Annotated in this window: 21 protein-coding genes; 12 read left to right on the top strand and 9 right to left on the bottom strand. The window is 72.7% G+C overall.

Going from position 1 to position 26,751, the window contains the following annotated elements; genetic code table 11:
• The first annotated feature begins 195 nt into the window (after positions 1–195).
• Positions 196–948 (top strand): L,D-transpeptidase, encoded by a 753-nt coding sequence (locus WA675_RS09515; RefSeq protein WP_336083726.1) that lies wholly within the window; start codon positions 196–198, stop codon positions 946–948.
• Positions 949–1,057: 109 nt separating this feature from the next.
• The gene (locus WA675_RS09520) at positions 1,058–1,996 is read left to right on the top strand and encodes a hypothetical protein (protein ID WP_336083727.1); all 939 of its coding nucleotides are present in this window, start codon (positions 1,058–1,060) and stop codon (positions 1,994–1,996) included.
• A 25-nt stretch (positions 1,997–2,021) separates the two neighbouring features.
• Here the strand turns inward: WA675_RS09520 and WA675_RS09525 are convergent, their stop codons facing one another.
• The gene (locus WA675_RS09525) at positions 2,022–2,873 is read right to left on the bottom strand and encodes a bifunctional 5,10-methylenetetrahydrofolate dehydrogenase/5,10-methenyltetrahydrofolate cyclohydrolase (RefSeq protein ID WP_336083729.1); all 852 of its coding nucleotides are present in this window, start codon (positions 2,871–2,873) and stop codon (positions 2,022–2,024) included.
• A gap of 169 nt (positions 2,874–3,042) precedes the next feature.
• On the opposite strand from WA675_RS09525, the gene WA675_RS09530 reads away from it, so the two are divergent.
• Together WA675_RS09530 and WA675_RS09535 are read left to right on the top strand one after the other, a co-directional pair.
• On the top strand, positions 3,043–3,915 hold the full coding sequence (locus WA675_RS09530) for a YdcF family protein (RefSeq protein WP_336083731.1): 873 nt from the start codon (positions 3,043–3,045) through the stop codon (positions 3,913–3,915).
• A 41-nt stretch (positions 3,916–3,956) separates the two neighbouring features.
• Positions 3,957–4,760, top strand: coding sequence for a putative protein N(5)-glutamine methyltransferase (locus tag WA675_RS09535; protein ID WP_336083733.1), 804 nt, complete (start codon positions 3,957–3,959; stop codon positions 4,758–4,760).
• A gap of 180 nt (positions 4,761–4,940) precedes the next feature.
• On the opposite strand, the gene WA675_RS09540 is transcribed toward WA675_RS09535, so the two are convergent.
• Entirely contained in the window at positions 4,941–5,768 is an 828-nt protein-coding gene (locus WA675_RS09540) for an SDR family NAD(P)-dependent oxidoreductase (protein WP_336083735.1), read from the bottom strand.
• 33 nt (positions 5,769–5,801) lie between these two features.
• Positions 5,802–7,376, bottom strand: coding sequence for a succinic semialdehyde dehydrogenase (locus WA675_RS09545; protein ID WP_336083736.1), 1,575 nt, complete (start codon positions 7,374–7,376; stop codon positions 5,802–5,804).
• A 145-nt stretch (positions 7,377–7,521) separates the two neighbouring features.
• Here WA675_RS09545 and WA675_RS09550 point away from each other — a divergent pair, with 145 nt between their 5' ends.
• The 3 genes from WA675_RS09550 (at position 7,522) to WA675_RS09560 (ending at position 9,989) form a co-directional block, all read left to right on the top strand.
• The gene (locus tag WA675_RS09550) at positions 7,522–8,202 is read left to right on the top strand and encodes a TetR/AcrR family transcriptional regulator (protein ID WP_336083738.1); all 681 of its coding nucleotides are present in this window, start codon (positions 7,522–7,524) and stop codon (positions 8,200–8,202) included.
• A gap of 69 nt (positions 8,203–8,271) precedes the next feature.
• Positions 8,272–8,973 (top strand): response regulator transcription factor, encoded by a 702-nt coding sequence (locus tag WA675_RS09555; RefSeq protein WP_336083740.1) that lies wholly within the window; start codon positions 8,272–8,274, stop codon positions 8,971–8,973.
• Positions 8,974–8,981: 8 nt separating this feature from the next.
• Positions 8,982–9,989 carry a HAMP domain-containing sensor histidine kinase gene (locus WA675_RS09560; RefSeq protein ID WP_336084172.1) on the top strand — a complete coding sequence of 336 codons (1,008 nt, stop codon included), beginning with the start codon at positions 8,982–8,984 and terminating at the stop codon, positions 9,987–9,989.
• Positions 9,990–10,146: 157 nt separating this feature from the next.
• Here WA675_RS09560 and WA675_RS09565 read toward each other — a convergent pair whose 3' ends face one another.
• Positions 10,147–10,371: a hypothetical protein gene (locus tag WA675_RS09565; protein WP_336083741.1), complete on the bottom strand. Its 225-nt coding sequence runs from the start codon at positions 10,369–10,371 to the stop codon at positions 10,147–10,149.
• Here WA675_RS09565 and WA675_RS09570 point away from each other — a divergent pair.
• Complete coding sequence (locus WA675_RS09570) at positions 10,361–12,412, top strand: DUF4173 domain-containing protein (RefSeq protein ID WP_336083742.1); 2,052 nt, start codon at positions 10,361–10,363, stop codon at positions 12,410–12,412. The genes WA675_RS09565 and WA675_RS09570 overlap by 11 nt on opposite strands.
• On the opposite strand, the gene WA675_RS09575 is transcribed toward WA675_RS09570, so the two are convergent.
• From WA675_RS09575 to recC, 3 genes are read right to left on the bottom strand one after another with little or no spacing between them, the layout of a single operon-like run.
• Positions 12,413–14,512, bottom strand: coding sequence for an AAA family ATPase (locus WA675_RS09575; RefSeq protein ID WP_336083743.1), 2,100 nt, complete (start codon positions 14,510–14,512; stop codon positions 12,413–12,415).
• Positions 14,509–17,877, bottom strand: a complete 3,369-nt coding sequence (locus WA675_RS09580; RefSeq protein WP_336083744.1) for a UvrD-helicase domain-containing protein — start codon at positions 17,875–17,877, stop codon at positions 14,509–14,511. Before WA675_RS09580 ends, WA675_RS09575 begins: the two co-directional genes overlap by 4 nt.
• Entirely contained in the window at positions 17,874–21,323 is a 3,450-nt protein-coding gene (gene recC, locus WA675_RS09585; protein ID WP_336083746.1) for an exodeoxyribonuclease V subunit gamma, read from the bottom strand. The genes WA675_RS09580 and recC overlap by 4 nt, the downstream gene beginning before the upstream one ends.
• A gap of 187 nt (positions 21,324–21,510) precedes the next feature.
• Between recC and WA675_RS09590 the strand changes: the two genes are divergently transcribed.
• The 4 genes from WA675_RS09590 (at position 21,511) to WA675_RS09605 (ending at position 25,119) form a co-directional block, all read left to right on the top strand.
• On the top strand, positions 21,511–21,717 hold the full coding sequence (locus WA675_RS09590; protein ID WP_336083748.1) for a hypothetical protein: 207 nt from the start codon (positions 21,511–21,513) through the stop codon (positions 21,715–21,717).
• Between the two features lie 169 nt (positions 21,718–21,886).
• The gene (locus tag WA675_RS09595) at positions 21,887–22,675 is read left to right on the top strand and encodes a tat pathway signal sequence (protein ID WP_336084173.1); all 789 of its coding nucleotides are present in this window, start codon (positions 21,887–21,889) and stop codon (positions 22,673–22,675) included.
• 71 nt (positions 22,676–22,746) lie between these two features.
• Complete coding sequence (locus tag WA675_RS09600; protein ID WP_336083750.1) at positions 22,747–24,171, top strand: NAD(P)/FAD-dependent oxidoreductase; 1,425 nt, start codon at positions 22,747–22,749, stop codon at positions 24,169–24,171.
• A gap of 183 nt (positions 24,172–24,354) precedes the next feature.
• Positions 24,355–25,119 (top strand): hypothetical protein, encoded by a 765-nt coding sequence (locus tag WA675_RS09605; RefSeq protein ID WP_336083751.1) that lies wholly within the window; start codon positions 24,355–24,357, stop codon positions 25,117–25,119.
• A gap of 202 nt (positions 25,120–25,321) precedes the next feature.
• Here the strand turns inward: WA675_RS09605 and WA675_RS09610 are convergent, their stop codons facing one another.
• Together WA675_RS09610 and ureG are read right to left on the bottom strand one after the other, a co-directional pair.
• On the bottom strand, positions 25,322–26,029 hold the full coding sequence (locus WA675_RS09610) for an urease accessory protein UreD (protein ID WP_336083753.1): 708 nt from the start codon (positions 26,027–26,029) through the stop codon (positions 25,322–25,324).
• A complete protein-coding gene (gene ureG, locus WA675_RS09615) occupies positions 26,019–26,726 on the bottom strand; it encodes an urease accessory protein UreG (protein ID WP_336083754.1) in 708 nt (235 codons plus the stop codon). The genes WA675_RS09610 and ureG overlap by 11 nt, the downstream gene beginning before the upstream one ends.
• Between the last annotated feature and the right edge of the window lie 25 nt (positions 26,727–26,751).

The raw sequence follows: 26,751 nt of genomic DNA on the forward strand, positions 1-26,751 counted from the left end.
GGAGCCGGATTCGCGGCGGACCCGGTGATCGTCGGCCGGGTCTCGAACCGGGAACGATTTTTCGAGTGCCTCACCAGCGCGGACACAAGACGACACACCGGTGGGCCGGGCGGCCGTTATCACTTCGATAGGTCGAGTTGATCATGGCCGCCTAGACTTGGTGTCCGCCTACGAGTGAGTGAAGGGGTGGCGTTTATGAGGAGCGCACTTCGTTTCCTGTTCGTCTCGATCATGGCGGCAGTGCTGGCCGCGTTCTGGTCGGGCGCCGCGTCCGCGGCCGTCGTCGCCGACGCGCCCACCGCCCGGCTCACCGGGATCTCCCCCGCGCCCGGGCAGGTCGTCGGGATCGCCGCCCCGGTGACGTTCACCTTCGCCGCTCCGGTCACCGATCGGGCGGGCGCCGAGCGCGCCGCCTCGGTCCGCGCCGGGGACGCGCTGCCGGGCACTTTCGCCTGGCTCGACGACACCCACCTGCAGTGGACCTCGGCGGGCACCCTGCCCGCGAGCTCGCCGATCTCGGTGGGATTCGGCAACCAGCGCACCGAGTTCCAGACCAACGGCGGGGTGTACGCCGAGGCGAACATGTCCGCGCACACCTTCACCGTGAGCATCGGCGGCCAGGTGGTCCGCACGATGCCCGCCTCGATGGGCAAGCCCGGCTTCGAAACGCCCACCGGCACCTTCCCGGTGCTGGAGAAGTTCCGCTCGCTGGTCTTCGACTCGCGCACCATCGGCATTCCGCTGGACTCCCCCGAGGGCTACATCATCGACGGTGAATGGGCCGTGCGGCTCACCTGGGGTGGGGTGTTCGTACACTCCGCGCCGTGGTCGGTGGACTCCCAGGGCAATGCCAATGTCAGCCACGGCTGCATCAATCTCGCCCCCGACGATGCCGCCTGGTACTACGAGAACGTCGGCATCGGTGACCAGGTCTACATTCACTGGTGAGTGATTCCCTCGTGGCATTCGGCGATCCCACCGTCAGCGCAGTATCGTGCCCCGTAACGAAATCGTTGCGAGACAGACCTGACGGCGACAGCCTGATGAAGGTGGGGCGATGGATCGACCGGACGCGCACAGACCGAACGGGGCTCGGCGGCCTCGGCACCGGGTAGAAGGCGGGCCGACCACGCCCGCGGGCATCCCGGTGATCCCGGTCTCGGCGGTGCTCACCGAGGACAGCTTCCCCACCGACAAGCTCCCGGTGGTCGGTGGCCGCTTCGATCCCGTCGCGCGCCACGCGCTTCCCGACACCGCGTTCGCCATCGAGGAGCCCGACAACGGCCCCGACACCGACGAACTGCCGATCATCACCCCCGAAACCCGCGCTCCCGAACCGCCTGTCGCTCCCGTCGCCGCCGTCGCGCCGCTGCCCGTGCGCGCGCCGTGGGAACCGCAGGACACCGAACCCGCCCGTCCCGCACCGGACTACCACGGTGACGACGAGGTCTTCGCGCGGATGATCGACCGCTCGCGCCGCCGCCGCGCCCCGCGCTGGGCCGCGCCGCTGGCCGCCTCGGTCGCCGGGGCCGTGCTGATCGGCGGGGGCTATCTCCAGTTCCGCGGTCCCGCACCGGAATCCACCGCGGCGAGCACGCCGATCGAGAGCGCCCCCGCGGCCGGGGCCTGCCCGGCCCAGCAGGTGGGCAACCAGATCCAGGGCAACGGGCCCGGCGGCACCGAGAACGGGATCGCGGCCATCCTCGCCTTCCAGCACGCCTACTACGTGGCGCGCTCCGGCGATCAGGCCCGCACCCTGGTGGCCGCCGATGCCGCGCTGCCCTCGGGTGCGGCGATCCAGGCCGGGATCGACACCATTCCGGTGGGAACCACGCACTGCCTGGCGATCTCGCCCGCCGGACCCGACGGCCGCTACTACGTGACCATCACCGAGTACCGGCCCGACGAGGTGCCGATCCGCTACAACCCGCAACTGGTCGGCACCGCCGAGATCGGCGGCAAGACCCTGATCACCTCGATCGGGCCGGTCCGCTAGACCCGGTCGAGGCGGCGAAAGCCGGTCAGGCGCGGGCCTTCTCGGCCGCGACGACCACGTGCCGCATGAGCAGCGCCGTGGTCACCGGGCCGACGCCACCGGGGACGGGGCTCAGCGCGGCGGCCTTGCCGAGCACCGAGGCGGCGTCCACGTCACCCACGATGCCCCCGTCGGCGGCTTCGTTGGTGCCCACGTCGATCACCACGGCGCCCTCGGCGACGTGCTCGCCGGTGACCAGCCCGATCCGGCCCGCGGCCGCGACCACGATCTCGGCGGGCGCGGTGACCGCGGCCAGATCCGCGGTGCGCGAATGCGCCACGGTGACCGTCGCGTGCTCGGCGAGCAGCAGCTGCGCGAGCGGCTTGCCGACGATATTGGAGCGCCCGACGACGGTGACCGGCCTGCCGTGCAGCGCGATGCCGTGATGCTTGAGCAGCTCCACCACGGCCTCGGAGGTGGCGGGGACGAAGCCGTCCAGGCCGGAGGCCAGCAGGCCCAGCGACAGCGGGCTCACGCCGTCGACGTCCTTGCCCGCGGCGATGGCCGAGCTGACGTCGTCGAGGGCGACACCGGCGGGCAGCGGGGTCTGCAGCATGATCGCGTCGGTGGCCGGGTCGGCGCTGCGCGCGGACAGCTCGGCGCGGATCTGCTCGGCGCTCGCGTCGGCGCCCAGATCGATGCGCTCGCAGGCGATGCCGAGCCGTTCGGCGGCCTTGCGCAGGGAGTTCACGTACCAGGCGCTGGCGGGGTCGTCGTTGGCGACGATCAGCGCCAACGTCGGGGCGGTGCCCGCGGTCGTGAGCGCGGCGGCGCGCTCCTTCGTGTCGGCGTTGATGGCGGCGGCGAGTTCCTTGCCGGTCAGCGAAGCGGTATCCACGGTGGGTCAGCTTATCCGCCGCCGGGTGGGTACCGGACCGCCGGGCCGCGACGCGCGGTGCGGCCGGGCCTCCACGGACCCGGGCGGACCCGGCCGTACTGTGTCCGCAGCTCTGCCGTCAGCTCCGCCAGCACGTACCGATCCGTTCGCGGGAAGGGTGTCGACTGTTGTGAAGATCTCCAGGCATGTCAAGCAGGTGGCCGCGGCCGCCGCCGTGGTGGCCGCGCTCACCACCGCCGGGATCGGCCCGGCCACCGCCGAGGGCGATGTGACCGCGCTGTACAACTCGGCCCAGCAGCACTTCCTCGACGGCGACGACGCCGCGGGCCGTGCCGATCTGCGCGCCCTGATCGCCGCCGACCCGCACGACGCCGAAGCGCTCGCCCTGCAGGCGATCTGGTCGCACTACGCCGGGGACCCGGCCGCGGTCGGCGAGGCGCTGGCCCGCCTGAGCACCGTCGACGCGGGCATGGCCGCGGGCACCAACCGGGTGCTGCACGCGGTGACCGCCGCCGTGTCCACCCTGCCCAATCCGCTGCCCGCGCTGGTCGGCCCGCAGACCGGCATCGTGGTGCTCGGCTACGGCCTGCTGCCCGACGGCGCGCTGCGTCCCGAACTGGTGAACCGGCTCACCGCGGCCTGGATCCAGGCGATCGCGGCGCCGTTCTCCCCGGTCGTGGTCACCGGCGGCAATCCGCAGAACGGGATCTCCGAGGCCGAGGCCATGCGGCGCTGGCTGATCGGGCGGGGTCTGCCCGCCGACCGTATCCACGTCGAGGACCGGGCCGGGTCGACGGTGCAGAACGCGCTGTTCAGCTCCCGGCTGCTGCGCGATCTCGGCGCGACCAGCGCCGTGGTGGTGACCTCGCCGAACCACATCCGCCGCGCCGTCGCCGATTTCATCGTGGCGGGCACGAATGTCGTCGGTGCGATGACCTCGCTCGAGGAGCTGGTCTCGCAGCTGCCGCCGCCCGCGCGCAACGCCCAGCGCGGGATCTACCTCGACGCCACCCGCACCTTCGAGCTCGACAGCTCGCGCTGAGCCGCCGGTAATTCGCTTGCCCGGCACGGGACAATCTCCGCATGGGTGATGTCACGGCCGGTCCGGTGATCTCGGCACTGCGCGGCGCGGGCTGCGTGTTCGCCGAGGACGAGGCGGCCCTGCTGATCGAGGCCGCCGCCGGGGACGACGCGCGGCTGAGCGCGTTGCTCGCCCAGCGGGTGGCGGGGACGCCGCTGGAGTATCTGCTGGGCTGGGTCGAGTTCCGTGGATTGCGGGTCGGGGTGCGGCCGGGGGTGTTCGTGCCGCGGCAGCGCACCGCGTTCCTGGTGGAGCGGGCGGTGGCGGGGGTCGCGGACGGGTCCGAGCAGGTCTGTGTCGTCGACCTGTGCTGCGGGTGCGGGGCGCTCGGGCTCAGCGCCACCAGCGAGCTGGCCGAGCGCGGGCATGCCGTGGAGCTCGTCGCCGCCGATATCGATCCGGTCGCCGTGGCGTGCGCGCGGGAGAATCTCGCGCCGGTGAGCGCGCCGGTGTTCGCCGGTGACCTGTTCGACGCGCTGCCCGCCGATCTGCGCGGGCGCGTCGATGTGCTGCTGGCGAATACGCCGTATGTGCCCAGTTCCCGGGTCGCGGATCTGCCGCCCGAGGCCCGCGAGCACGAGCCGCTGGTCGCCCTCGACGGCGGGGCCGACGGGCTCGATGTGTTCCGCCGGGTGGTCGCAGGGGCCGCCCGCTGGCTGGGACCGGGCGGGTCGGTCCTGATCGAGATCGGGAACGAGCAGATCGACGCCGCCGACGCCGCGCTGGTCGCGCACGGGTTGGTGCCGCGGATCGAGCAGTCCGAGGAGTACTACGCGACGGTCGCGATCGGCACGCGCCCGCGCTGATTCGCACCACGGTGCCCGATCGCGCGTCCATTGTGCCCGATCGCGCCGTGCGTGGCTGGGACAGCCCCATACCTTACCGGAATCGGGCGCGCTGGCAGTCGATGCACGCTGTCATCCGGTGCCGGAAACGGCGCTGCCCCCGCCGACCTGCGCGTCGGCGGGGGCAGCGGCATCGAGTGCCTACTTGCGGCCGGTGAACTGATCCATCGAGTGGTAGACGCCTACCGCGTTGAGGTAGAAGTCGCGCACCTTCAGCGGCAGCAGACCGGAGATCGCGCGGTTCATCCGCGAGGTCCACGGCAGCACCACCAGCGCGCCACCCTTCTTCATCTCGGTCCAGGAGGTCTCCACGACCTCCTGCTGCTCGAGGATCGGGGTGAACAGGAAGCCCTTGGCGCCGTCGAACATGCCGGTGTTGATGTAGGTCGGGCAGACCGTGGTCACCTTGACGTGCTCGTGGCCCGCCTGCTCGAGCTCCAGGCGCACCGAGTCCGACCAGCCCAGCGCCGCCCACTTCGAGGCCGCGTACACGGCCATGCGCGGGTTGGACACCAGACCGGCCGAGGACGCGATGTTGAGGATGCGCGCCTCACCGGCACCGGCGACCATGCCGGGCAGGAACTCCAGCGCGATGTACATCGGCGCCAGCGAGTTGATCGCCATGGTCTTATCGATGTCGGCGCGGTTCTCGGTTTCCCAGAAGTAGGTGTTGCCGCGCACGATGCCCGCGTTGTTCACCAGGATGTCGATGCCGCCGACCTCCTTGCGCACCGACTCGGCGTTCTCCCGGATGGAGTCCGGCGAGGACACGTCCACCACGTACGGGTGCACCTTGCCGCCCAGGGCGGTGAGCTGGGCGGCGGTCTCGCGCAGAGCGAGCTCGTTGACGTCCCACAGCACCACCGCGTCGGCGCCTTCGCGCACCGCGTGCTCGGCGAACAGCTTGCCGAGACCCATGGCGGCACCGGTGACCAGCACCCGCTTGCCCGCGACCGTTTCCAACTTCATCTGGCTACCTATCCCCTGCTTCTGTTCTCGTCGCTACTTCTGGCGCAGCGTCTTCATGACGCCGAAGACCAGCGTCATCGTCTTGGCCCACATCTGCTCGGACATGCCCGGCAGCGGCGCGATCGGCAGCACGTGCTGCACCGCGACGGTCTGGGTGTCGATGTACTTGAGCAGGCCCTCGGGACCGTGGCGGCGGCCCTGACCCGAGATGCCAAGGCCACCCGAGGGCGCGTCCACGCTGCCCCACGCGGCGATGAAGCCCTCGTTGACATTGACCGAGCCCGCGTTGATCTGGGCGGCGACACGCTTGCCGCGCTCGATGTCCTTGCTCCACACGCTGGCGTTGAGGCCGTAGGCGGTGTCGTTGGCGGCCTCGACGGCGGCCTCGTCGGAGTCGACCTTGTAGACCGAGACGACCGGGCCGAAGGTCTCCTCGCGGTAGACCGTCATGCCGGGCTGCACGTCGGCCAGCACGGTGGGCTCGTAGAAGTACGGGCCCAGGTCCGGGCGGGCGCGGCCACCGGCGAGCACCTTGGCGCCCTTGGCGACGGCGTCCTCGACGTGCGCGGAGACGGTGTCGAGCTGGCGCTGGAAGGTCAGCGAGCCCATGTCTCGGCTGTAGTCGAGCTCGCCACCGAGCGACATGTTCTTCACGTTGCCGACGAACTCGGCGACGAACTGGTCGTAGACCGAGGCGTCGACGTAGATGCGTTCCATCGACTCGCACAGCTGCCCGGCCGAGGCGAAGCTGGCGCGCACGGCCAGCTTGGCGGCCTTGGAGACATCGGCGTCGGCCAGCACCAGCAGCGGGTTCTTGCCGCCGAGCTCGAGCGAGTAGCCGATCAGGCGCTCACCGGCCTGCTGGGCGATGGTGCGGCCGGTGGCCGAGGAGCCGGTGTAGTCGACGTAGTCGGCGCGGGCGATCACGTCGCCGCCGATCTCGCGGCCACGGCCCAGCACGGCCTGCCACAGTCCCCGCGGCAGTCCGGCGCGCTCGGCGGCGTCGATGGCCCAGAGCGCCGACAGGGCGGTCTGGTTGTCCGGGCGGGCGACGACCGCGTTGCCCGCGATGAGGGCGGGCAGGGCGTCGGAGGCCGACAGCGCGAGGGGGTAGTTCCACGGCGAGATGACCGCGACGACGCCCTTGGGCCGGTTGTGCACCTCGACCGAGGTGAGCACCGGCAGCACGCCGCGCGGCTTGCGGTCGGCGAGCAGTTTGGGGGCGACAGCGGCGTAGTAGCGCGAGTTCAGCGCGACGTCGGCGACCTCGTCGAAGGCGTGCGGGCGGGACTTGCCGGTCTCGGTCTGCACGATGTCGAGGATGGTGTCCTGCTCGGCGAGCACGATGTCGTGGAAGCGGCGCACGATCTCCACGCGCTCCTTGACCGGGACCTTGGCCCAGTCGCGCTGCGCGTGCCGGGCGACGGCGAAGGCGCGCTCGATATCGGCGATGGAGGACTGCGGCAGGTCGCCGATCTTGTGTCCGGTGGCCGGGGCGAAGACCGCCACCGCGGGCGCACCACCGGCGACCGCGCGATCGAACAGGGGCTTGACCAGGCTGGTCGGCAACGCGGTGGGTTCGGCGGTCAGCTCGGGGGCTGTCGTCATTGTCGGCCCTTCTCCTCAACAGATGGGTCGCGCGGAGCGGTCGCGCAGGTTCGGCTATTTGCTGAACACTAGTGTTAGATTAATAGTCGAGCCCGGTGCCGTGTCAAGCTTTCCGTCGAGGTCCGGCGGCTGTGAGGGAGGTGCGATGACCGCAGATCCGAGTGCGGTGCGTCGTGGACGGCCGCCACAGACCGAGGAGCAGGCCGAGGAGGTCCGCGCCCGGATCATCGACGCGACCGCGGCGGTGTTCACCCGCAACGGGTCGCGCGGGCTGAGCGTCGCGCAGATCATCGAGCAGGCGGGGCTGGCCCGGCCGACCTTCTACCGGTACTTCGGCAATGCCTCCGAGCCGCTGCGCGCGGTGCTCGATGTGTCCAACGACGGCCTGGTCGGCGGGATCAGGGCGGCGCTGACCGGCACCGACGAACCGGTCCAGCTGGGTATCCGGCTCATCGACGCCTATGTGGACTGGGCGCGCGGGCACGGGCCGATGCTGCGGCCGTTGTTCGCCGAACTGCACGATCCCGGCTCGCCGGTGTCGGCCTATCGCGAGCGCGCGCTCGACGACATCCGCGATCTGGTGCGCAAGACCTTCGGCGAGCTCGGCCGTCCGGCGCCCAGCCCCCTGGATCTGGACGCGGCGCTGCATGTGTGCGAGTACATCGTCTACCGGCTGACGGTGGGCACCGAGCCCGGCAGCGATCCCGATCCGGCGCTGGCCTCGGAGGCCCGGGTCACCATGATCCGGCTGCTGCTGGTCACCCTGGGCACCCGCGACGACCTCGCCTACGCGATGGAACTGCCCGGGCTGTTCCCGAATCTGTGAGACCGGTCCACACAGAATCTCCACAACTGACGCCGGAGCTCTCCACAGCCGCTCGCTAGGGTCACTGCCATGGAACTCAGTGGGGGCGCGACAGGGCAGGCGGTGCGCCGCGTCCTGGTCGTGGACGACGAGGTGACGATCGCCGAGTCGGTGGCGGCGCGGCTGCGCGCCGAGGGCTTCGCGGTGGAGCTCGCGCACGACGGACCGGGTGCGGTGGCCGCGGCCGCCGCGGGGGAACCCGATCTGGTGGTGCTGGATGTGATGCTGCCCGGCTTCGACGGGCTGGAGGTGTGCCGGCGGATCCAGGCCGAACGGCCGGTGCCGGTGCTCATGCTCACCGCGCGCACCGACGAGACCGATCAGCTGGTCGGGCTCGGGGTCGGCGCCGACGACTATCTGACGAAACCGTTCTCCATGCGGGTGCTGGCCGCCCGGGTGCACGCGCTGCTGCGCCGGGTGGAGCGGGCCGCCGAGCGCGAGAACACCAGCATCGTGGTGGGCGATCTGCGGATCGATCTGGATCAGCGCCGGGTGTGGCGGGGCGCGACCGAGGCACGGCTCACGCCCCTGGAGTTCGATCTGCTGGCCCGGCTGGCGCAGCGGCCGCGGGCGGTGCTGGCGCGCGAGCGGCTGCTCGAGGACATCTGGGACTGGTCGGACGCGGCGGGCACCCGCGCGGTCGACAGTCATGTGAAGGCGTTGCGCCGCAAGCTCGGCGCCGATCTCATCCGCACCGTGCACGGTGTCGGCTACGCGCTGGACGCGCGATGACCGCGCTGCTGGACCGGGTCGCCGACCGGCTGCCCCGGCCGCTGGACCGGGTGCGGTCGATCAAGCTGAAACTCGCCATTCTCATGGTGTGTTCCGGGGCGGTGGCGTTCGCCTACTTCTGGCTGCGGATCGGCTGGCTGCCCACCTTCACCACGCTCACCTCCGTGATCATCGCGCTGGTCACCTCGCAGTTCCTCGCGCACGGCATCACCCGCCCGCTGCGCGAGATGACCGCGGCCGCGCGGCGGATGGCGCACGGCGACTACAGCTTCCGGGTGCGCGCGACCTCCCGCGACGAGGTGGGTCAGCTGGCGACGGCGTTCAACCAGATGGCCGCCGATCTGGCCGCCGCCGACCGGCAGCGCCGCGATCTGATCGCCAATGTGTCGCACGAGCTGCGCACGCCGGTGACCGCGCTGCACGCCGTGCTGGAGAACCTGGTCGACGAGGTGAGCGCGCCCGACCCGGCGACCCTGCGGACCGCGCTGGCCCAGACCGAGCGGCTCGGGCTGCTGGTCTCGGAGCTGCTCGACCTGTCCAGTATCGAGGCGGGCGCGTTCACCCTCGATCGCGAGACCCTGCCGCTGGCACCGCTGCTGGCCGAGGTGATCGCCGAGGCCGAGGTGATGACGGCGGCGCTCGGGCGCGGGGTGCGCTTCACCGCCTCGGTCGAGCCGGAAGACGCCACAGTGCACGCGGATCGGGCGCGGTTGCACCAGGTGCTGTTCAATCTGCTCGACAATGCCGCCCGGCACGGGCCGTCCGGCGGCGAGGTGCGGGTCTCGGCCGGTACCCGGCCCGGCGCGACGGTGCTCGAGATCGCCGACGACGGCCCCGGGATCCCGGAGTCCGACCGCGCCACCGTCTTCGACCGTTTCACCCGCGGCGGCCGTACCGACGGCGGCGGCACCGGCCTCGGCCTGGCCATCGCCCGCTGGGTGGTCGACCTGCACGGCGGCACCATCGCCGTCGCCGACCCCGGCTCCCGCATCCGCGTCGTCCTGCCCACCACCTGAACTCGTCTCTTCGCCCCCGACCACCCGGTCCGGGGACGATTCCGCACATCCCTCGGAGGGGAACCATGAGCGAAACACCCACACCCGAACGCGCCGATCGACAATCGTCCGATCCGGCGGCCACCCCGGCCGCCTCGGACCCGGCGACTGCGCCTGATCAGCCGACATCGGCCGATTCGGCGTCGGGGGCCAGCGGCGCCGAAGCGGGACCGGCGGTGCTGTCGAAGGGCACCGACGGGAGCCCGGCCGCTGGTGACGTGCCCGCCGCGGCGACCACGGCAACCGCGTCGACCGGCCCCAGCGCGCCGACGGCCACGGCGGTCCTCGACACCCCGAAGCCCGCCGACCGGTCGGACCCGGCCGCGGTCCGCGTGAGCGGCATCGCCCAATTGCGCGCCGCCCAACGGCAATCCAGCGCGTCCATGCCGCCGATGCCACCCCCGCCCCCGCCGATCCCCCGTGTTCCGCCCCGCTGGCACCGCGTCGCCCGCCCGGCGGGCGTCCTCCCGGCCGCCGCCTTCGCGGGCATCGTCGGCGCCTGTGTCCTCCCGATCGACCGCCCCGGCGTCGGCTGGCTCCTCACCGGCACCGCCGTCACCGCCGCCCTGTGCGCGGTCGACTACCGAGCCAGGACCCGCGCCACCGACGGCGACGCGCCGTCCAGCGCGAAATCCGCTGCCGTATCGGTAGCGACCGCTCCCACAGGCTCGGCCGGTGGCTCGGCCACCGCTGAGGCATCTCCCGGCGTCGAGGCCGACAGCCCAGCAGCGGCCGCGGATCCGGCGGCGACGGCGAACCCGGCCCGGGATTCGCACGACGCGGCGGCCATCACGGGAGATACCGCGCCGGAGAATCATTCGTCCGCGGACGCGATCCACCCGTCCGCGAGCGCCTTCGGCGATACCGCCACGGGGAACCCCGCCGCGGCAGGCCCGCAGCGGGAAGGTACCGCGCCGACGGTCGCCGCAATGGCTCCACTCGGCGTGCGGGTCGACGCCGCCTCGGCGGCAGCCACTGATCCGGCGGCGAACCCGAGTGCGGTGCGGGAGCACAACGCGGGGTCGGCCGAGGAGGCGGCTGCTGATGGATCTTCCACTGCTCCCGGCTCGACGCGCGCCACGGCGGCGCCGGAATCGGCCGCCTCGCGGATAGTCGCGCCGCGTCTCGGCGATGGGATGTCGGTCGCGTCCGACAGTGCCGGAGGGGGTCGGCCGGGGTGGTGGGATCGGGCGTGGTGGGCCGGGGCGGCGCTGATTCTGTTGGGGGTCGGGGCGGTGCGGGCCGCGGGGTGGTTGTTCGTGTTGTGTGTGCTGGGGGCGATCGTGGCGGGGTCGCTGGCGGTGGTGGGGCGGCGGAGTGCGCGGGGGATGGCGCACGACATGGTGGCGGTGCCGTTGGCCGTGTTCGGGGCGGTGCCGTGGGCGTTCTCGGGGGTGAGTTCGGCGCGGCGGCCCGCGGCGGCGGGCTGGCGGCGGTACGGGGTGTCGGTGGCGGCCACGGCGGCGTTGCTGGTGGTGTTCGTGCCGCTGCTGGGTGGGGCGGACGCGACCTTCGCGGGGTTGCTGAGCGGGCTGGTGCCCGAGGTGGACGGGGCGTCGGCGTGGCAGTGGATCCTGCTGTTCGGCATGGTCGGCGCGGGGGCGCTGGGGGCGCTGTACCTGCTGGCCGGTCCGCCCCCGGCGGCGACGGCGGCGGCGCGGCCGCGGCGGCTGTGGACGCGGGCGGAGTGGGTGCTGCCGGTCGGCGCGCTGACGGTGCTGTTCGCCGCGTTCGTCGGCGCGCAGTTCGTGGCGCTGTTCGGTGGCGACGACTATGTGCAGCGCACCGCGGGGCTCACCTACGCCCAGTACGCGCGCAGCGGTTTCTGGCAGCTGTCCGCGGTGAGCATCCTGACACTGGGCGTGATCGTGGCCGTGCTGCACTGGTCGGCGCAGGAGTCCGCGGCCGACCGGCGGTGGCTGCGGGTGCTGCTGAGCGGGTTGAGCGTGCTCACCCTGATCATCGTGTGCTCGGCACTGGGCCGCATGTGGACCTATCAGCAGGCCTACGGGTTCACCGTGCTGCGGCTGCTGGTGCAGCTGTGCGAGCTGTGGGTGGGTCTGGTGTACGTGCTCATGCTGGTCGCGATCGGGCGGCTGCGCTGGAGCTGGGTCTCCCGCGCGGCGATCGGCACCGCGCTGGGCACCCTCATCGCGCTCGCGGTGCTGAACCCGGAACGCCTTGTCGCCGAACGCAATATCGACCGCTGGCAGGACGGTGAACGGCTCGACACCGGCTATCTGCGGCAGCTCTCCCCCGATGTGCTGCCAGCGCTGCGCGATCTCCCCGCGCCGCTGCGCACCGAGATCGAGACCCCGATCCTGGCCGACCTGGACAGCGATCCGTGGTGGGCGTGGAATCTGTCGCGCGGTTCGGCGCGCTGATCAGGCGCCGGTGTTCCGGGACAGGCCACTGGCCCGGAGCACCCGGCGCCCGATCGCGGCGCGGATGGACTCCTCGGTGCCGATGATGCGCGCGTGGCGGCGGGCCCGGGTGATGGCGGTGTAGAGCAGTTCCCTGGTGAGCAGCGTGGATTCGGGTTCGGGCAGCACCACCGAGACGGTGTCGTACTGGCTGCCCTGGCTGCGGTGGATGGTCATCGCGAACACGGTGACCACGGCCGGGAACTGGGTGGGATGCACCAGATACGGTTCGCTGCCCCGCTGCAGCGCGGCTCGCAGCGAGCCGTCGGGGCGCCGGATGATCACGCCGGTGTCGCCGTTGTAGATGCGCGCCTCGTGATCGTTGGCGGTGACCAGCAGCGGCTGGCCCGGATACCAGACCGCCTGTGGTCCTTCGGGTCCCGCACCCCCGGCGGCGGCCCAGTCGGCGGCCAGCCGGTCCCAGCGTTCCACGCCGAACGGGCCCTGGCGGTGGGCACAGAGCAGCCGGTGCGATTCCAGGGCGGTGAGCGCGCCGACCGCGTCGCCCGCTTCCGCCGCCGCGGTCACCGCGAGGGCCGCACCGGTGACATCGGCGCGCACCGCCGCGGTGTCGTCGGGGGCGCGGAACGAGACGTCGTCGCCGCCCGCGCGCAGGATCGCCAGCGCCGTGTCCGCGTCACCGGCGCGGACCGCGACCGCCAGATCCGCGATGGCTCCGCCGAAGCGCCTGCCCTTGGTCAGGCGCACGATCCCGCCCCGCAACCGACGTTGTTCGAGCGCGGTCAGCGCGTCCGGATCACCGTGCCGACCAGCGGTATCCGCCGTGGGCGAGCCCGGCGATCCCCGCCCGGCGGCGGCCGCGTTCGGCCCCAGCGCCGCATCGATCGCAGTCGGCCCCAGCCCCTGACCGGCCGCACTCCGCTCCAGCGCCGCACCAGCAGCACTCGGTCCCGGCGCCGCACCGGCCGCACTCTGTCCCGGCGCCGCACCAGCCGCACTCGGCTCCAGCCCCTGAACGGCCAGACTCGGTCCCAGCAGCTCACCGAGGGCCGGGTTCGGGGTACTGCTCACCGGTCCGGCGACGAGATCGGCCAGCACCGCACCGGCGTCGACGGAGGCGAGCTGGTCGGGGTCGCCGACCAGGACCAGCCGGGTGTCGGGCCGCAGCGCGGAGAACAGATGACTCATCATCGTCAGCGACACCATCGACGTCTCGTCGACCACCACCACGTCGTAGGGCAGCCGATTGTGTTCGTGGTGGCGGAATCTCGTGCCGCGTCCGCGCTGCCAGCCGAGCAGCCGGTGCAGGGTCGAGGCGGTGAGTTCGGGCAGGCCGAGGTCGGCGGCCTGTTCACGGACGGCTTCCTGCAGGCGCGCGGCGGCCTTGCCGGTGGGGGCGGCCAGCGCGATGCGCAGCGCGGGCAGTTTGGGGGTGGTGCGCCGGTGGGCGGTGAGCAGGGCGAGGATGCGGGCGATGGTGTGGGTCTTGCCGGTGCCCGGTCCGCCCGCGACGACGGTGGTCCAGTGGGTGGCGGCGAGGGCGGCGGCGAGGCGCTGGCGGTCGGGGCCGGTGCCGAGCGGGTCGGCGAAGAGACGGTCGAGTTCGGCGCGCACCAGCGCGGTGTCGATGACCGGATGGTCGGCGCCGCGTTCGATCAGGACCCGCCGCAGGGTCTGTTCCTGCTGGTAGTAGCGGTCGAGGTAGAGCAGCGCGCCGCCCTGCGCGTCGGCCTCGACGATCCGCAGCGGGCGCAGCGGCCCGGCCTGGCCGCCGGTGATCAGCGGGCTGCGCCGCAGGGCGGTCAGCACCCGCTCCTCGTCCGGCCACGGCAGCAGCGCCGGGTCGAGACCCGTGGTGGTGTCGCGGGTCTCGTCGGCGTCGACGCCGATCTCCCGCATGCGCGCCAGTTCCAGGCACACCGAGCCGGAGCGCACCGCGCGCACCGCCAGGGCGGCGGCGAAGAGCACGTCCTCGCTGTCCTCGCGGCCCATCCGGCCCAGCCGCACCGCCACGTGCACATCGGCCGCGGACAGGATCCCGGCCTCGTTGAACACCCGCAGCAGCCCGGTGCCCCGCTGCGCCACCTGGATCGAAGTCATCGCGGCTCCTCTCCCGCCAGCAGCTCCGACAGCGCCACCACCAGCGCGGCGGGCGGATGCCAGTCGAAGACGCCGTGTCCCGGCGGGGTCGCCGGGCCGATCATGCCGCGCACGAACAGGTACCGCGCGCCGCCGAGATGCCGGGCCGGGTCGTAACCGGGCAGCCGCCAGCGCAGGTAGCGGTGCAGGGCCACGGCGTAGAGCAGTGCCTGGAGCGGGTAGTGCGAGCGGATCATCTCGGCGAGCATGTGTTCGCGGCGGTAGTGCTCGACGGTGAGATCGCCGGTGCCCAGCCGGTTGGTCTTGTAGTCGACGATCAGGTAGCGGTGCTCGCCGGACGCGTCGGGGACGCGCAGGACCGCGTCGATACTGCCGGTGAGGTAGCCGCGCAGCGCGGTGTCGGGCAGGGCGGCGAGATGGTCGGCGTAGCCGCGCAGGTCGTCGTCCGCGGGCAGGTGGGCGCGCAGCAGGGCGGCCACGGCGTGCATAGTCGCCGAGCGTGCGCCGGGGGTGTCGCCGCCGCCGAGCGGGAGCTCGAATTCCAGTTCGCTCAGGCGGTCGCGGGTGGCGACGGCGGCCAGCGAACCGAAATCGGCCGGGGTGCGCAGGACTTCGAGCAGCGCGGTGGCCAGCACGTCGACGTCGAGTTCGGCCATGGTGTGCTCGACCGCGGCCGCGCACTGCGCGCGCACCTCGGCGGGTAGGTCGGCGGCGGAAGTGTCGACCAGCTCGAGCACGCCGTGCACCAGCGTGCCGAATTCCGCGCCGTAGGGCAGGGCGTTCATCAGCGAGGGTGCCGCGGTGCTGCCGGTGACAGTGTCCAGGGGCGCGTCGGTGGGTTCGTCGTCGGGGCCGGGGCCGTCCTCGGGCTCGCCCTCGCTCACCCCGGCGAGGTCGTGCGCGCCCGCGGTGAGCGCGGAGTAGGAGGTGCGGCGCCACTGTTGGTCCAGGGTCCGGGTGAACCGCGCGACGGCGAGGTCGCCGGTGGGCAGTTCGGTGCGGACCCGGCGCGGGGCCACGTCCTCGGGACGGTCGACGGCGGTCACCGCAATGACCTCGCCCGCCGGGGCCGCCCATTCGGTGAGCCGCTGGACCGCGACGGTGTCGGCGGGGATGTCGGCGCGGCGCGGCACCTGGGCCGAGCCGGGCCGCCTGCCCAGGATCATCCGGTGCAGCGGGGCCGCCGCGGTGGTGACCGCCGGTGCCCACCAGGCGACCACCTGGCACATGGCCCGGGTCAGCGCCACGTACAGCAGGCGCAGTTCCTCGCCGGATTCCTCGGCCTCACAGCGCGATTGGCGTTCGCCGTAGCCGGGGGCGTCCTTGCCGCCGATATCGAGGACACGGGTGCCGTCGTCGTCGTGGAACAGCAGCGTGGCCGGGTACGGGTTCTTGGCGCTGTCCCACGCGAACGGCAGGTACACGATCGGGAATTCGAGTCCCTTGCTGGCGTGCACGGTGGCGATCTGGACCGCCGCGGCATCGCGATCGAGCCTGCGGCTGCGTCCACTGACGCTGCCCGCCTCCGGCTCGCGCACCCGGTCGGCCAGCCAGCGGGTGAGCGCGGTGAGCCCGAGCCCTTCGGAAACGGCGACCTCGTCGAGCAATTGGGCGAGGTGACGCAGGTCGGTGAGTTCGCGTTCGCCGTTGACCGTGGCCAGCAGCCGGGGCGCGAGATCGGCCTCGGTGGCCAGCTTGTCGAACACCGCGGCGAAGCCCGCGCGGCCGAACAACCGGGCAGCCTCGCGCAACTGGGTGGACACCCGCCCGACGAGATCCGCGCCCCCGGCGTCGATCTCGGCGGCGGTGATCCCCAGGATCGGGGTGCAGGCGGCCAGCCGGACCCGGTCGCCGCGATGCGGCTGCTCGAGCGCGCGCAGCACCCACAGCCAGTCGGTGGCGGCCGCGGTGGCGAACACACTGGTGCCCCCGGCCAGCACCGAGGCCACGCCGACGCGATCCAGCGCGGCGCGGACCACGTCGATCTGGGTCCGGGTGCGGACCAGCACGGCGATGTCACCGGGTCCGATCGGCCTGCGCACCCGGCCGTCACCGACCTCGGTGAGCGAATGATCCGCGCCGCGTTCGGGTTTGGCCTCGATGGTGGCGCCGGATTCGAGCAGGGTGACCAGGTCGGCGGCCAGATCGTCGGCCACCTTGGCCCGCTGCCTGCCGACCGACGGGAACCCCGAGCGATTGCGCGGGCCAGCGCCGGTGCGCGGCAGCACCCGCAGGCGCAGCGGCGTGACGATCTCCGGGTCGCCGTGCAGGCGGGTGGCCGGGCGGGTCGGGGTCACCGGGTACACGCTGATCTCCGGGTGGCCGAGTTCGGCGCCGCCGCACAGGTGGTCGAGGGCACGCAGCAGGCCCGCGTCGCTGCGCCAGTTGCGGGTGAGCTCGCTGCGGTGCCGGGCCAGGGACACGGCGTCGAGGTAACTGAGCACCTCCGCGCCGCGGAAGGCGTAGATGGCCTGTTTCGGGTCGCCGACCAGGACCAGGGTGGCGTGGTCGTGGAAGGCCAGCCGCAGGATGTCCCATTGCAGCGGGTCGGTGTCCTGGAATTCGTCGACCAGGGCGACCCGGTAGCGCTGCCGGATGCGCGCTCTGGCCCGGGGTCCGTGCTCGGGGTCGGCGAGCACTTCGTGCAGCAGCACCAGCAGGTCGTCGAAATCGCGCAGCCCGGCGCGGCGTTTGCGGCGTTCGGTCTCGGCGCGCACGGCCTCGGCGAAGACGACCCGCTCCCCCGCCGCGCCGTCGGTGCGCGGGGCCAGCGCGGCGTGCCGGTCGTGCACGGCGGCCAGCGCCAGGGTGCGGGCCTCGCGCAGGCTGAAAGGCGCGCGGTCGCGGGCGTAGCGGGCCAGATACAGGTCGTCGGCGACGGTGGCGACGAGCTCGTCGACCGATTCCACCAGTCGCGCACCGGGATCGTGTTCCCCGGCCAGACCGAGTTCGTCGAGCATCCGCTGGCAGAACGAGTGCGTGGTGGCGATGGTGCCCGCGTCGAAATCGGCCAGGGCGGTGAGCAGCCGATGGCGGCGCAGCCGGATCGTCGCGGGGTCGGTGGCGGCCAGCGCGCGGACCAGGTCGTCGGGGTGGGCGCGGGCGGTGTCCGGGTCGGCCAGCGCTGCGGCCACGGTGACGAAGCGGTCCCTGGTGCGTTCGCGCAGTTCCTGGGTGGCGGCGCGGCTGAAGGTGACCAGCAGCAGTTCGGTGATCGCGATCCCGGCCTCGGCGACGTAGCGCGCGGCCAGGCCGACGATGGCGTGGGTCTTGCCGGTGCCCGCGCTGGCCTCTAGCACGGTGGTGCCCTCGGGCAGCGGGCCGGTGGCGTCGAAGGCGGCGGGGGCGGAGAGGGTTCCGGTCACGGCTGCCCCTGACTCTCGGCGGCCAGCAGCGGGGCCCACCAGCGGCGGGCCAGCGCGCCGAAACGGGTGGTCTCCGGCTCACCCGCGCGGGCGGCGTCGGCGGCGAACCGGTCGAAGCGCGGGGCGCGGCCCCAGACGTAGCGCAGGTAGCGGTCGGTGTGGTCGCCGAATTTGTCGGGGCCGTTGGTCCCGCCGTCGAAGGCGTGTTCGGCGGCGAGCAGGGCGTCGGCGATGCTGTCGCCGCGCACCCGCCGTTCGGCGTAGGCGGCGGTGGCGGCCGGGGCCACCGGCAGCGGTTCGCACAGTCCCTCGTCGCGCAGGCGGACCAGATCGCGCAGGATCGTCAGCGCGGCGGGACGTTCCGGGGCGACGAGCACCGACCGGGCGACCGGCCTGCTGCGGAACTGCCCGCGCCCGGTGCTGACGGCCCGCCAGGACCGGTCCTCGGTGGCGGCCAGGGCCAGCAGCGAGACCCAGGCGGCCAGCCGGTGTTTCGGGGCCAGCCGGGAGAAGGTGGTGCGCACCAGGGTCTCGCCGCGCACCTCGGGGACGGTCCCGGCCAGGGTGCGGCCGTTGCCGAGATCCACGGCGATATCGACCGCGCGCGGGGGCGCCTCGTAGTCGGGCAGCGCGGTGCGGACCAGGGTGTCGACGGTGCCCTCCACCTCGTCGAGCACCTTCGCGCCGAAGGCGAAGGGCGGCAACGTGCCCCGCCGCCATTCGGCCGCGCGCAGGGCCGCTGGGTCGGCGCCGGTGAGGCGGGCGCCGAGCATGCGCTCCCCGAGGTCCCATGTGGCCAGGCCGTCGAGTTCGATCGGCAGCTGGTCGGCGATGTCCTCGGCCTCCTCGGGGACGCGCAGGCCGAGCCGCTGCCACAGGAAGGCGCGGATCGGGTGCTCGGCGAAGGCGATGAGTTCGGTCAGCGCCACGTCGGCGGGCGGCAGCGGGGGCAGCGGCTCGGTGAGCAGCGGCGGCCGGGGTCGGGGCGGCCGGGCGGCGGCGCGTGCTCCGGCCAGCGCGACGGGGTCGAAGCTGCGCGGGTGCTCGGGGGCGAAATTGCGGCGGTCGAAGGATTGCAGCGGGTGCCTCAGGTGCACGGCGGGCATGGCCGCGGCGCCGACGTGGGCGGTGAGCACGTCGAGCAGTTCGGCCACCGGGACCGCGGGCGGGCGCGGCGCGCCGGTGACCGGGTCGGCGCCGGTGTGCAGCACCAGCAGTCGTTCCCCGGCGGCCAGGACGGCGTCGAGCAGCAGCTGGCGGTCCTCGCTGCGGGCGTCGCGTTCGCCGAGCAGGGGGTCGCGTGCGAGCAGGTCGTCGCCGTCGACGCTGCCGGGACGCGGGAACACGTCGTCGTCGAGGCCGAGCAGCACCACCACCCGGTGCGGCACCGAGCGCATCGGGACCAGCGTGCACACGGTGAGTTCGCCGGTGCGGAAGTTGGCGCGGCCCGGGCCACCCGCCAGCCGCCCGGTGAGCAGCACCGTCACATCGGCCAGCCGCAGCGGGGTCGCTCCGGCGTGTTCGGTGGCGGCGACGATCTCGCGGCGGGCCTCGGCGCGGATCCAGGAGTGCGCGTCGGGGACATCGGCCAGCAGCTCTACCGCGCGCAGCAGCACCGCGGTCCACTCGGTGGCGGGCCGCGGGCCGCGCAGATCGCGCAGGCACACCGCGAGCCGGTCGACGAATTCGGCGAAGCGGCCAGCGAGGTCGACATCGTTGGAGTCGACATCGTCGAGCGGCAGCGCCAGATCCAGCCAGTCGTCCCCGGATTCGTCGGCGGTGACGCCGAGCAGGATGCGGTCCACGGCGGCATTGAGGGTGTTCTGCGCGAAGTCGGCCAGGCCGAACGCCTCGCGTTGCCGCTGCCCGACGCCCCAGCGCGCGCCGGACTCGGCCGCCCATTCGCGCAGGCGCTCGATGGCGTCGTCGTCGAAACCGCAGCGGCGGCGCACGGTTTCGCTCGCCGCGAGGTCGAGCACCTGCGTCACAGTGACGCGTCCGTCGGCGAGTTCGAGCAGTTCCAGCACCACCGCCAGCATCGGATTGGTCACCGCGCGACCGCGATCGGCCAGCCGCACCCGCAACTGGTGCGCCGGATGCTCGCCCTCGGCGGGCACGTCCACCGCGCCCGCCCCGCGCTGACCGAACGCGGCCCGCACCAGCGGCGCGAACGCCTCGACATCCGGGCACATGATGAGCACATCGCGCGGTTCGAGGACCGGGTCGGCCGCGAAGGCGGCCAGCAGCAGATCCCGCAGCACCTCCACCTGCCGCGCGGGCCCGTGACAGGCGTGCACCTCGACACTGCCGTCGGCCACCACCCCCGCCACGGGCGCCCGGTCCTCCCGGATCGCGCTCTGCACCGCGCCTAGCAGACCCGGCGCGGTGGTCGCGCCTTCGAGGTGGATATCGCTGTCCAGCACCGGATTCAGGCGCTGCTGGAGCTCCCGCACATCCCGGGCCAGCCCCGCCAGCAGCGGGTGGGTGACCGCGTCGGCGGAATCGTCCCGCGCGCGCGAGAGCGGTGCGGCACCGGACATCGCTTCGGACGGGTCGTCCAGCCCCTCGTCGTCACTCGATACCACAGTGTGGCCGACACCCGCTCCACCGAGCGGCGTCCCGGCAGGCCCAGGTTCGGCGGCCACGGCGCCCGACGCGCGCCCGGTCGACAGCGCCGCCCACATCGTGGGACTGGGGTGGGCCAGCCACAGGTGGACATCGCGGTGTTCGGCGAGTGCGGTGAGGACGGCGAGCTGGTCGGCGGGCAGGCGGGTGAGGCCGAAGACCGACAGGCGGGCGGGCAGGTCGACGGCGGCGGGTTCGGCGCGCAGGCGGGCGCAGGCCTCGGCCAGGCGTTCGGCGGGACTCGGGGCGCCGACGGCGGTACGGAGGGCACGCCACAGCAGGGGCTGCCAGGCGAGGTCGGCGGGGACCGGGTTGCCCGCGCCGTCGGTGTCGCGCCCGGCCGCCCAGTCCAGCAGCAGGGACGGGCGCTGGGCGGCGTAGGAGTCGAACAGGGCCGCCAGGTGGGCGGCGGTGGCGTAGCGGCGCCCGACCCGGTACCCGGCGCCGGGCAAGCCCAGATGCCGGGCCAGCACGGCGGCCCAGGGCTGGTCGACGACCTCGTCGATCACCCCGAGCAGGGTCCACACCAGCCGCTGGCCGGTCCAGGGATCGTCGGCGGGCGCTACCCCGCTGGCCGCGGCCAGCACCTCGGCCACCAGGGCCGACGGCGCGGGGAAGGCGATATTGGCGGCGATGCCGTCCCCGGTGCCGGTCACGCCGAGCATCCCGGACAGCCGTTGCGCCAGCCAGCGCTCCACTCCCTTGGCGGGCACCGCGACCACCTCGACGGTGAACGGATCGGCGGGCGTGGCCGCGAGTACCCGCCCCAGTCCGTCGGCCAGCGCGTCGGCGCGTTCGGCGCGATGGAGGTGCAGCGGCATCCGTTGTTTATACGCCCAGCGACCGCCGCGCAATCGTCCGGGCCCGGGCCGCCACCGCAGCGGGTCAGTGAAATAGGCCACACCGCAACGCGTTCCCGTCGCGCCTGCGCGGAGGTGCCGGACGGGCATGGGATCGTGGCGGTTCGGGTGGGACAGTTCGGCCGCGGGCGAAAGGCTGGTTCGGTTCATGATCGCGCAGGTAATCCCCTTGGTACCCCGCGCCGGGTTCGTCGTCCGGCGGGCAGGCGACCGCTGGGAACTGATCAATTCCCGCAGCTTCGGCGCCGACCAGGTGCTGCACTGGTGGCCGCTGAACCGGCACAGCGAGGCCTTCGAACACTGCCACCGGCTCAACGGCTGCACCATCGCCACCCCGCACGCGGCCCATCACTGACCGCGCAACGCGACTGTCACACATCGGATTTCGCCGCGGGTAGTGCTTTCGGGGCCCGGGTGTGCCAGGGTGTTCTCTCGTGCGTGACCGTTCCCCCGCCACCCGCGTCGTCTCCCGGGTCGCAGCTACCGCCTGTCTCCTCGCCGCCGCGGCCGTGCTGACCCCGGGCGTGCCCGTGCTGGTCACCCCGGCCCAGGCCGCGCCGCCCGCGCTCACCCAGGTCGCCGGATTCGACGCCGACATGAGCTCGCGCATCGCCCGCGTCGACGCCTACCTGGCAGGCAGGCCCGGCGTCGTGGGCTATGTGCTGCGCGACCGCCACACCGGCGGCGTCTACGCCAACGAACACGCCGAGAACCAGGTGTGGACCGCCTCCACCATCAAGCTGGCCATCGCCGCCGACCTGCTCAACCGCGCCCGCGTCGGCGCCATCGGCCTGTCCCCCGAGGACCGCGCCAATATGGAATCGATGCTGGCCACCTCCAACGACCAGGCCGCCGACATCCTCTGGAACAAGTACATCGGCCTGGACCGGATGGCCTACAACAACGCCTTCCGCGGGTACGGCATGGTCTCGCTGATCCCGCAGCCGACCGCCTCGGCCCTGTTCCCGGACTGGTCGTTCCAGAAGTGCACCGCCGCCGACCTGGACCGGCTGATGAACACCATCCTCGACACCATGCACCCCGACGACCTGGCCTACCTGCTGGACCGGATGCGCTCGGTGGACTCCAACCAGCACTGGGGCGTGTGGGGCGCGGGCTCGCGCATGCGGCCCGGCCTGAAGAACGGCTGGTCGGCCGAGGCCGACGGCTGGGTGGTCAACTCGGTGGGTGTCGCGGGCGACGGCGAGCGCTACACGCTGGCCATCATGAACGCGCTCGGCGGCGACGGCGGCTACACCGAGGGCGCCGAGACCGACACCCGGGTGGCCGAGCTCCTGCTTGCCGGTCGCTGATCGCGGCGGTCCCGTATTGTCGATCTCGCGAACGCCTTGAACGCCGCCCCAGTCTGTCGAGGAGCAGGACGATGAGCACTCAGTCTGTCGGGAAGCGCCGCCACCACGTGGTGGTGATCGGGTCCGGGTTCGGCGGCCTGTTCGGGACCAGGCACCTGCGCCGGGCCGATGTGGACGTCACCCTCATCTCCAAGACCTCCACCCACCTGTTCCAGCCGCTGCTGTACCAGGTGGCCACCGGCATCCTCTCGACCGGTGAGATCGCGCCCGCCACCCGGCTGGTGCTGCGCAAGCAGAAGAACGCGCAGGTCCTGCTGGGCGAGGTGACCGATATCGATCTGGCGAACAAGCAGGTCACCTCGCGGTTGCTGAACCGCGAGACGGTCACCCCCTACGACAGCCTGATCGTCGCCACCGGCGCCCAGCAGTCGTATTTCGGCAACGACCACTTCGCCACCTACGCGCCGGGCATGAAGACCATCGACGACGCGCTCGAGCTGCGCGCGCGCATCCTGGGCTCGTTCGAGCAGGCCGAACTGGCGACCACGCAGGAGGAGCGCGATCGGCTGCTCACCTTCATCGTGGTCGGCGCGGGCCCGACCGGCGTGGAGCTGGCCGGGCAGATCGCCGAACTCGCCGATCGCACCCTCGACGGCACCTTCCGCACCATCGACCCCCGCGACGCGCGCGTCATCCTGCTCGAGGGCGCGGGCGCGGTGCTCGGCCCGATGGGCCCGAAGCTGGGCGCCAAGGCCGCCAAGCGGCTGGAAAAGATGGGCGTGGAGATCCAGCTCAACGCCATGGTCACCGATGTCGACGCGCACGGTGTGGTGGTCAAGGACGCCGACGGCTCGACCCGCCGGATCGAGGCCACCTGCAAGGTGTGGTCGGCCGGTGTGCAGGCCAGCGGGCTGGGCAAGATGATCGCCGAACGCTCCGAGGGCACCGAGGTGGACCGGGCGGGGCGCGTCATCGTGGAGCCCGACCTCACGGTCAAGGGGCATCCGAACGTCTTCGTGGTCGGTGACCTGATGTCGGTGCCGGGCGTGCCCGGGCAGGCGCAGGGCGCCATCCAGGGTTCCACCTACGCCGCCAAGGCGATCAAGGCCGGGCTCGAGGGCCAGGCGCCCGCGGATCGCGCACCGTTCAAGTACTTCAACAAGGGCTCGATGGCGACGATCTCGCGCTTCGACGCCGTCTGCCAGATCGGCAAGCTCGAGTTCAGCGGCTTCCTGGCCTGGCTCGCCTGGCTCGCGCTGCACCTGTACTACCTGGTCGGCTACCGCAGTCGGATCGTCACCGTGATCGGCTGGTTCGTCTCGTTCCTCGGCCGCAACCGCGGTCAGATGGCGGCCACCGAGCAGTGGGTGTTCGCGCGGCTGGCGATCGAGGAGGTCAACGCCGACCGGGCCGAGGCCAAACAGCTCGCCGCCGATCTCGGCGAACCGACCGCCGGTGTCGGCGGCCAGGCACCCGGTCGGCGCGAGGTCGGTTAGCCCGGAAAATCTCCCCCGGTTACCTTTCAGCACACCAGGATTGCGGCTGGCCGGTGTTTCGGACCCATCCGGGTCCGGCACCGGTCGCGAATGCCGGACGTCATATGTGTGACCAATCCCCAGGATGAAAGGTGATCTATGGCGACGGGGAAACACAGGGCGCCGAGCCCGCAGCGACAGAAGGTGGGTTCGGTCGTCGCGGCGGGAGCGGTCCCCCTGGTCATGGCCCTGATCGGCACGGGCACCGCGAATGCCGATCCCGCCCAGCCTGCGGTGTCCCAGCCCGAACATCCGGCCGGACCGGAGCTCGACGCGGTGGCGCCCAATGCCACCCCCTATGTGGGACAGCAGATGCCGGAGAACACGCGCAGCTCGCTGGCGTGGTCTCGCAGCGGCCCGGAGACCGACTATCTCTCCCCGGTGGGGACGTTGCACGCGCCGACCCCGGTCGCGCCGGTGCCGCCGATCCTGCCGCCGCCCGGGCAGTTCCGCTTCGGTGACCAGCTGGTCCCGGTGCCGGACTTCGTCCCGGTCGACACCTCGATCCAGATCAACGACGCCGCGGCCACCACCGAGGCCAACCTGGCGACCTTCCTGGACTCGGTCGGGCTCGAGCGCAGCCGCTCGGACCGCATCGCCTCGGAGACCCTGGGCTCGGCAGCCCGCGGCGCGGCGGTCGGGTCGACGGTGGCCATCCCGTTCGCGATGATGGCCAGCACCGGCGGCGCGGTGGCCGGGCTGGTCGCCGGAATCCCGTTCCTGCCGGTGGGTCTGGTCGCGGGGCCGATCCTGGGTGGCATGGCCGCCTACATGGCGGTGTCGGTGCCGATCACGGTCGTCAGCGCCGGAGTGGGTGCCGCGGTGGGTGCGGCGAGCGGGTTCCTCGCCCCGCCCCGCGCCGCCGCGCCCGATGCGGTGGACAGCGACACGGAGCTCGTCAGCGCCTGATCGAACGACGGCGGTGGGAGCCGGGGCAATCGTGCCTCGCACCCACCGCCGTCGCCGTACTCACGCCGGGGCGAGTCGCGCTCCCACGCCGATTGGACGCCGTGTCCACCACACCGGTGCGGCGTCGCGCCCCTGCCTGACAACTCGGTGCCGCACCCGTTTACACCGAGTCGGTGCCCTGCCCGCGGCTCGCCGTACCCATTCACCACGGAGCGGCGCGTTCCGCCGCGATCCATGCCGCGCTCGCACCGGCGGATACTTCCGTGTGCAGCCGGGTACTCGTGCGGGTGGTGAGTGAGCCGCCTGCGGCCAGCGGAAGCCGCGCCGCGTCGAGGCTGTCGGACCAGGCGGGACGGTCGTCGGGGTAGACGACTTCGCTGTCGAGAGCGCGCGGCGCGCTCAGCCGGTCGTCGGCGGTCGTACCCGCGCCCAGGTCGAGCCGGTGCCGCAGTAACGGGATCTCGCCGACGTCGGCGGACAGGTCACCGCGCCAGCCGCCGGTGTCCTCGCCGCTGCGGCCGAGCTGGATCCGTTCGCGCAGGCGCAGGCGCGCGTCCGGGGCCAGGCGCACGGTGGTCGTCGCGTGGTGCCACGCGCCGCCCGCCACGATCGTCGGCTCCGGATCGAAGTCCAGTTCCGCGTCCGCCCCGACCTCGAAGTACCAGTGCGCCAACGACTTCGGTGTCTCAGCACTCGGTAGCGCGATGGTCGCGGCGACCGAGCGCACGACCAGGCGCGCACCCGGGCGCACTACGACGCGGATGTCGAGTTCGTCGCCGCCGAGCGGGGTGGCGGCGGTGCCGATCAGGTGCACCGTGTCGGTGCCGGTGTGCCGACCGGCCAGGCCGCCGACCGCATCGATGCGCGCCAGCCTGCCCGGTTCGGCGACGATGCTCAGTTCAGTGCGCAACGCCGGTGGCCGCGTCCTGTTCGGCGGCGGCGCGCAGCTGCTCGCGCACCCAGGCCAGCACGGGGGTGGCGGCCGGGTCGTCGGTCAGCGAGACCAGCGCGGTCGGGCGGCCCTCGCGCACCTTGGCGGCGTCGCGTTCCATCACGCCGAGGTCGGCGCCGACCAGCGGGGCGAGGTCGGTCTTGTTCACCACCAGCAGGTCGGAGAAGGTGACGCCCGGTCCGCCCTTGCGCGGCACCTTGTCGCCACCGGCCACGTCGACGACGAAGATCTGCACGTCGATCAAGCCGGAGGAGAAGGTGGCGGTGAGGTTGTCGCCGCCGGATTCCACCAGGATCAGGTCCAGCGGCGGGTTGGCCGCGACCAGGTCGTCGATGGCGTCGAGGTTGGCGGTGATGTCGTCGCGGATGGCGGTGTGCGGGCAGCCGCCGGTCTGCACGGCGGTGATCCGCTCGTCGGGCAGCACCGCGTGGCGGCGCAGGAAGTCGGCGTCCTCGGTGGTGTAGATGTCGTTGGTCAGCACCGCGAGGGACAGTTCGTCGCGCAGCTGCCTGCACAGCGCGGCGACCAGCGCGGTCTTGCCGGAGCCCACCGGGCCGCCGACGCCGATGCGCAGCGCCTCCCCGGCGGCGCGGTCGCGCTTGGGCCGGTCGTGGCTGTGATCGTGCGGTTCGCCGTCGATCAGATGAGGCGGCATGGGTGATTCTCCATTCTGGCTGGGC

It is taken from the genome of Nocardia sp. SSK8 (genome assembly GCF_037034205.1).
Lineage (GTDB): Bacteria > Actinomycetota > Actinomycetes > Mycobacteriales > Mycobacteriaceae > Nocardia.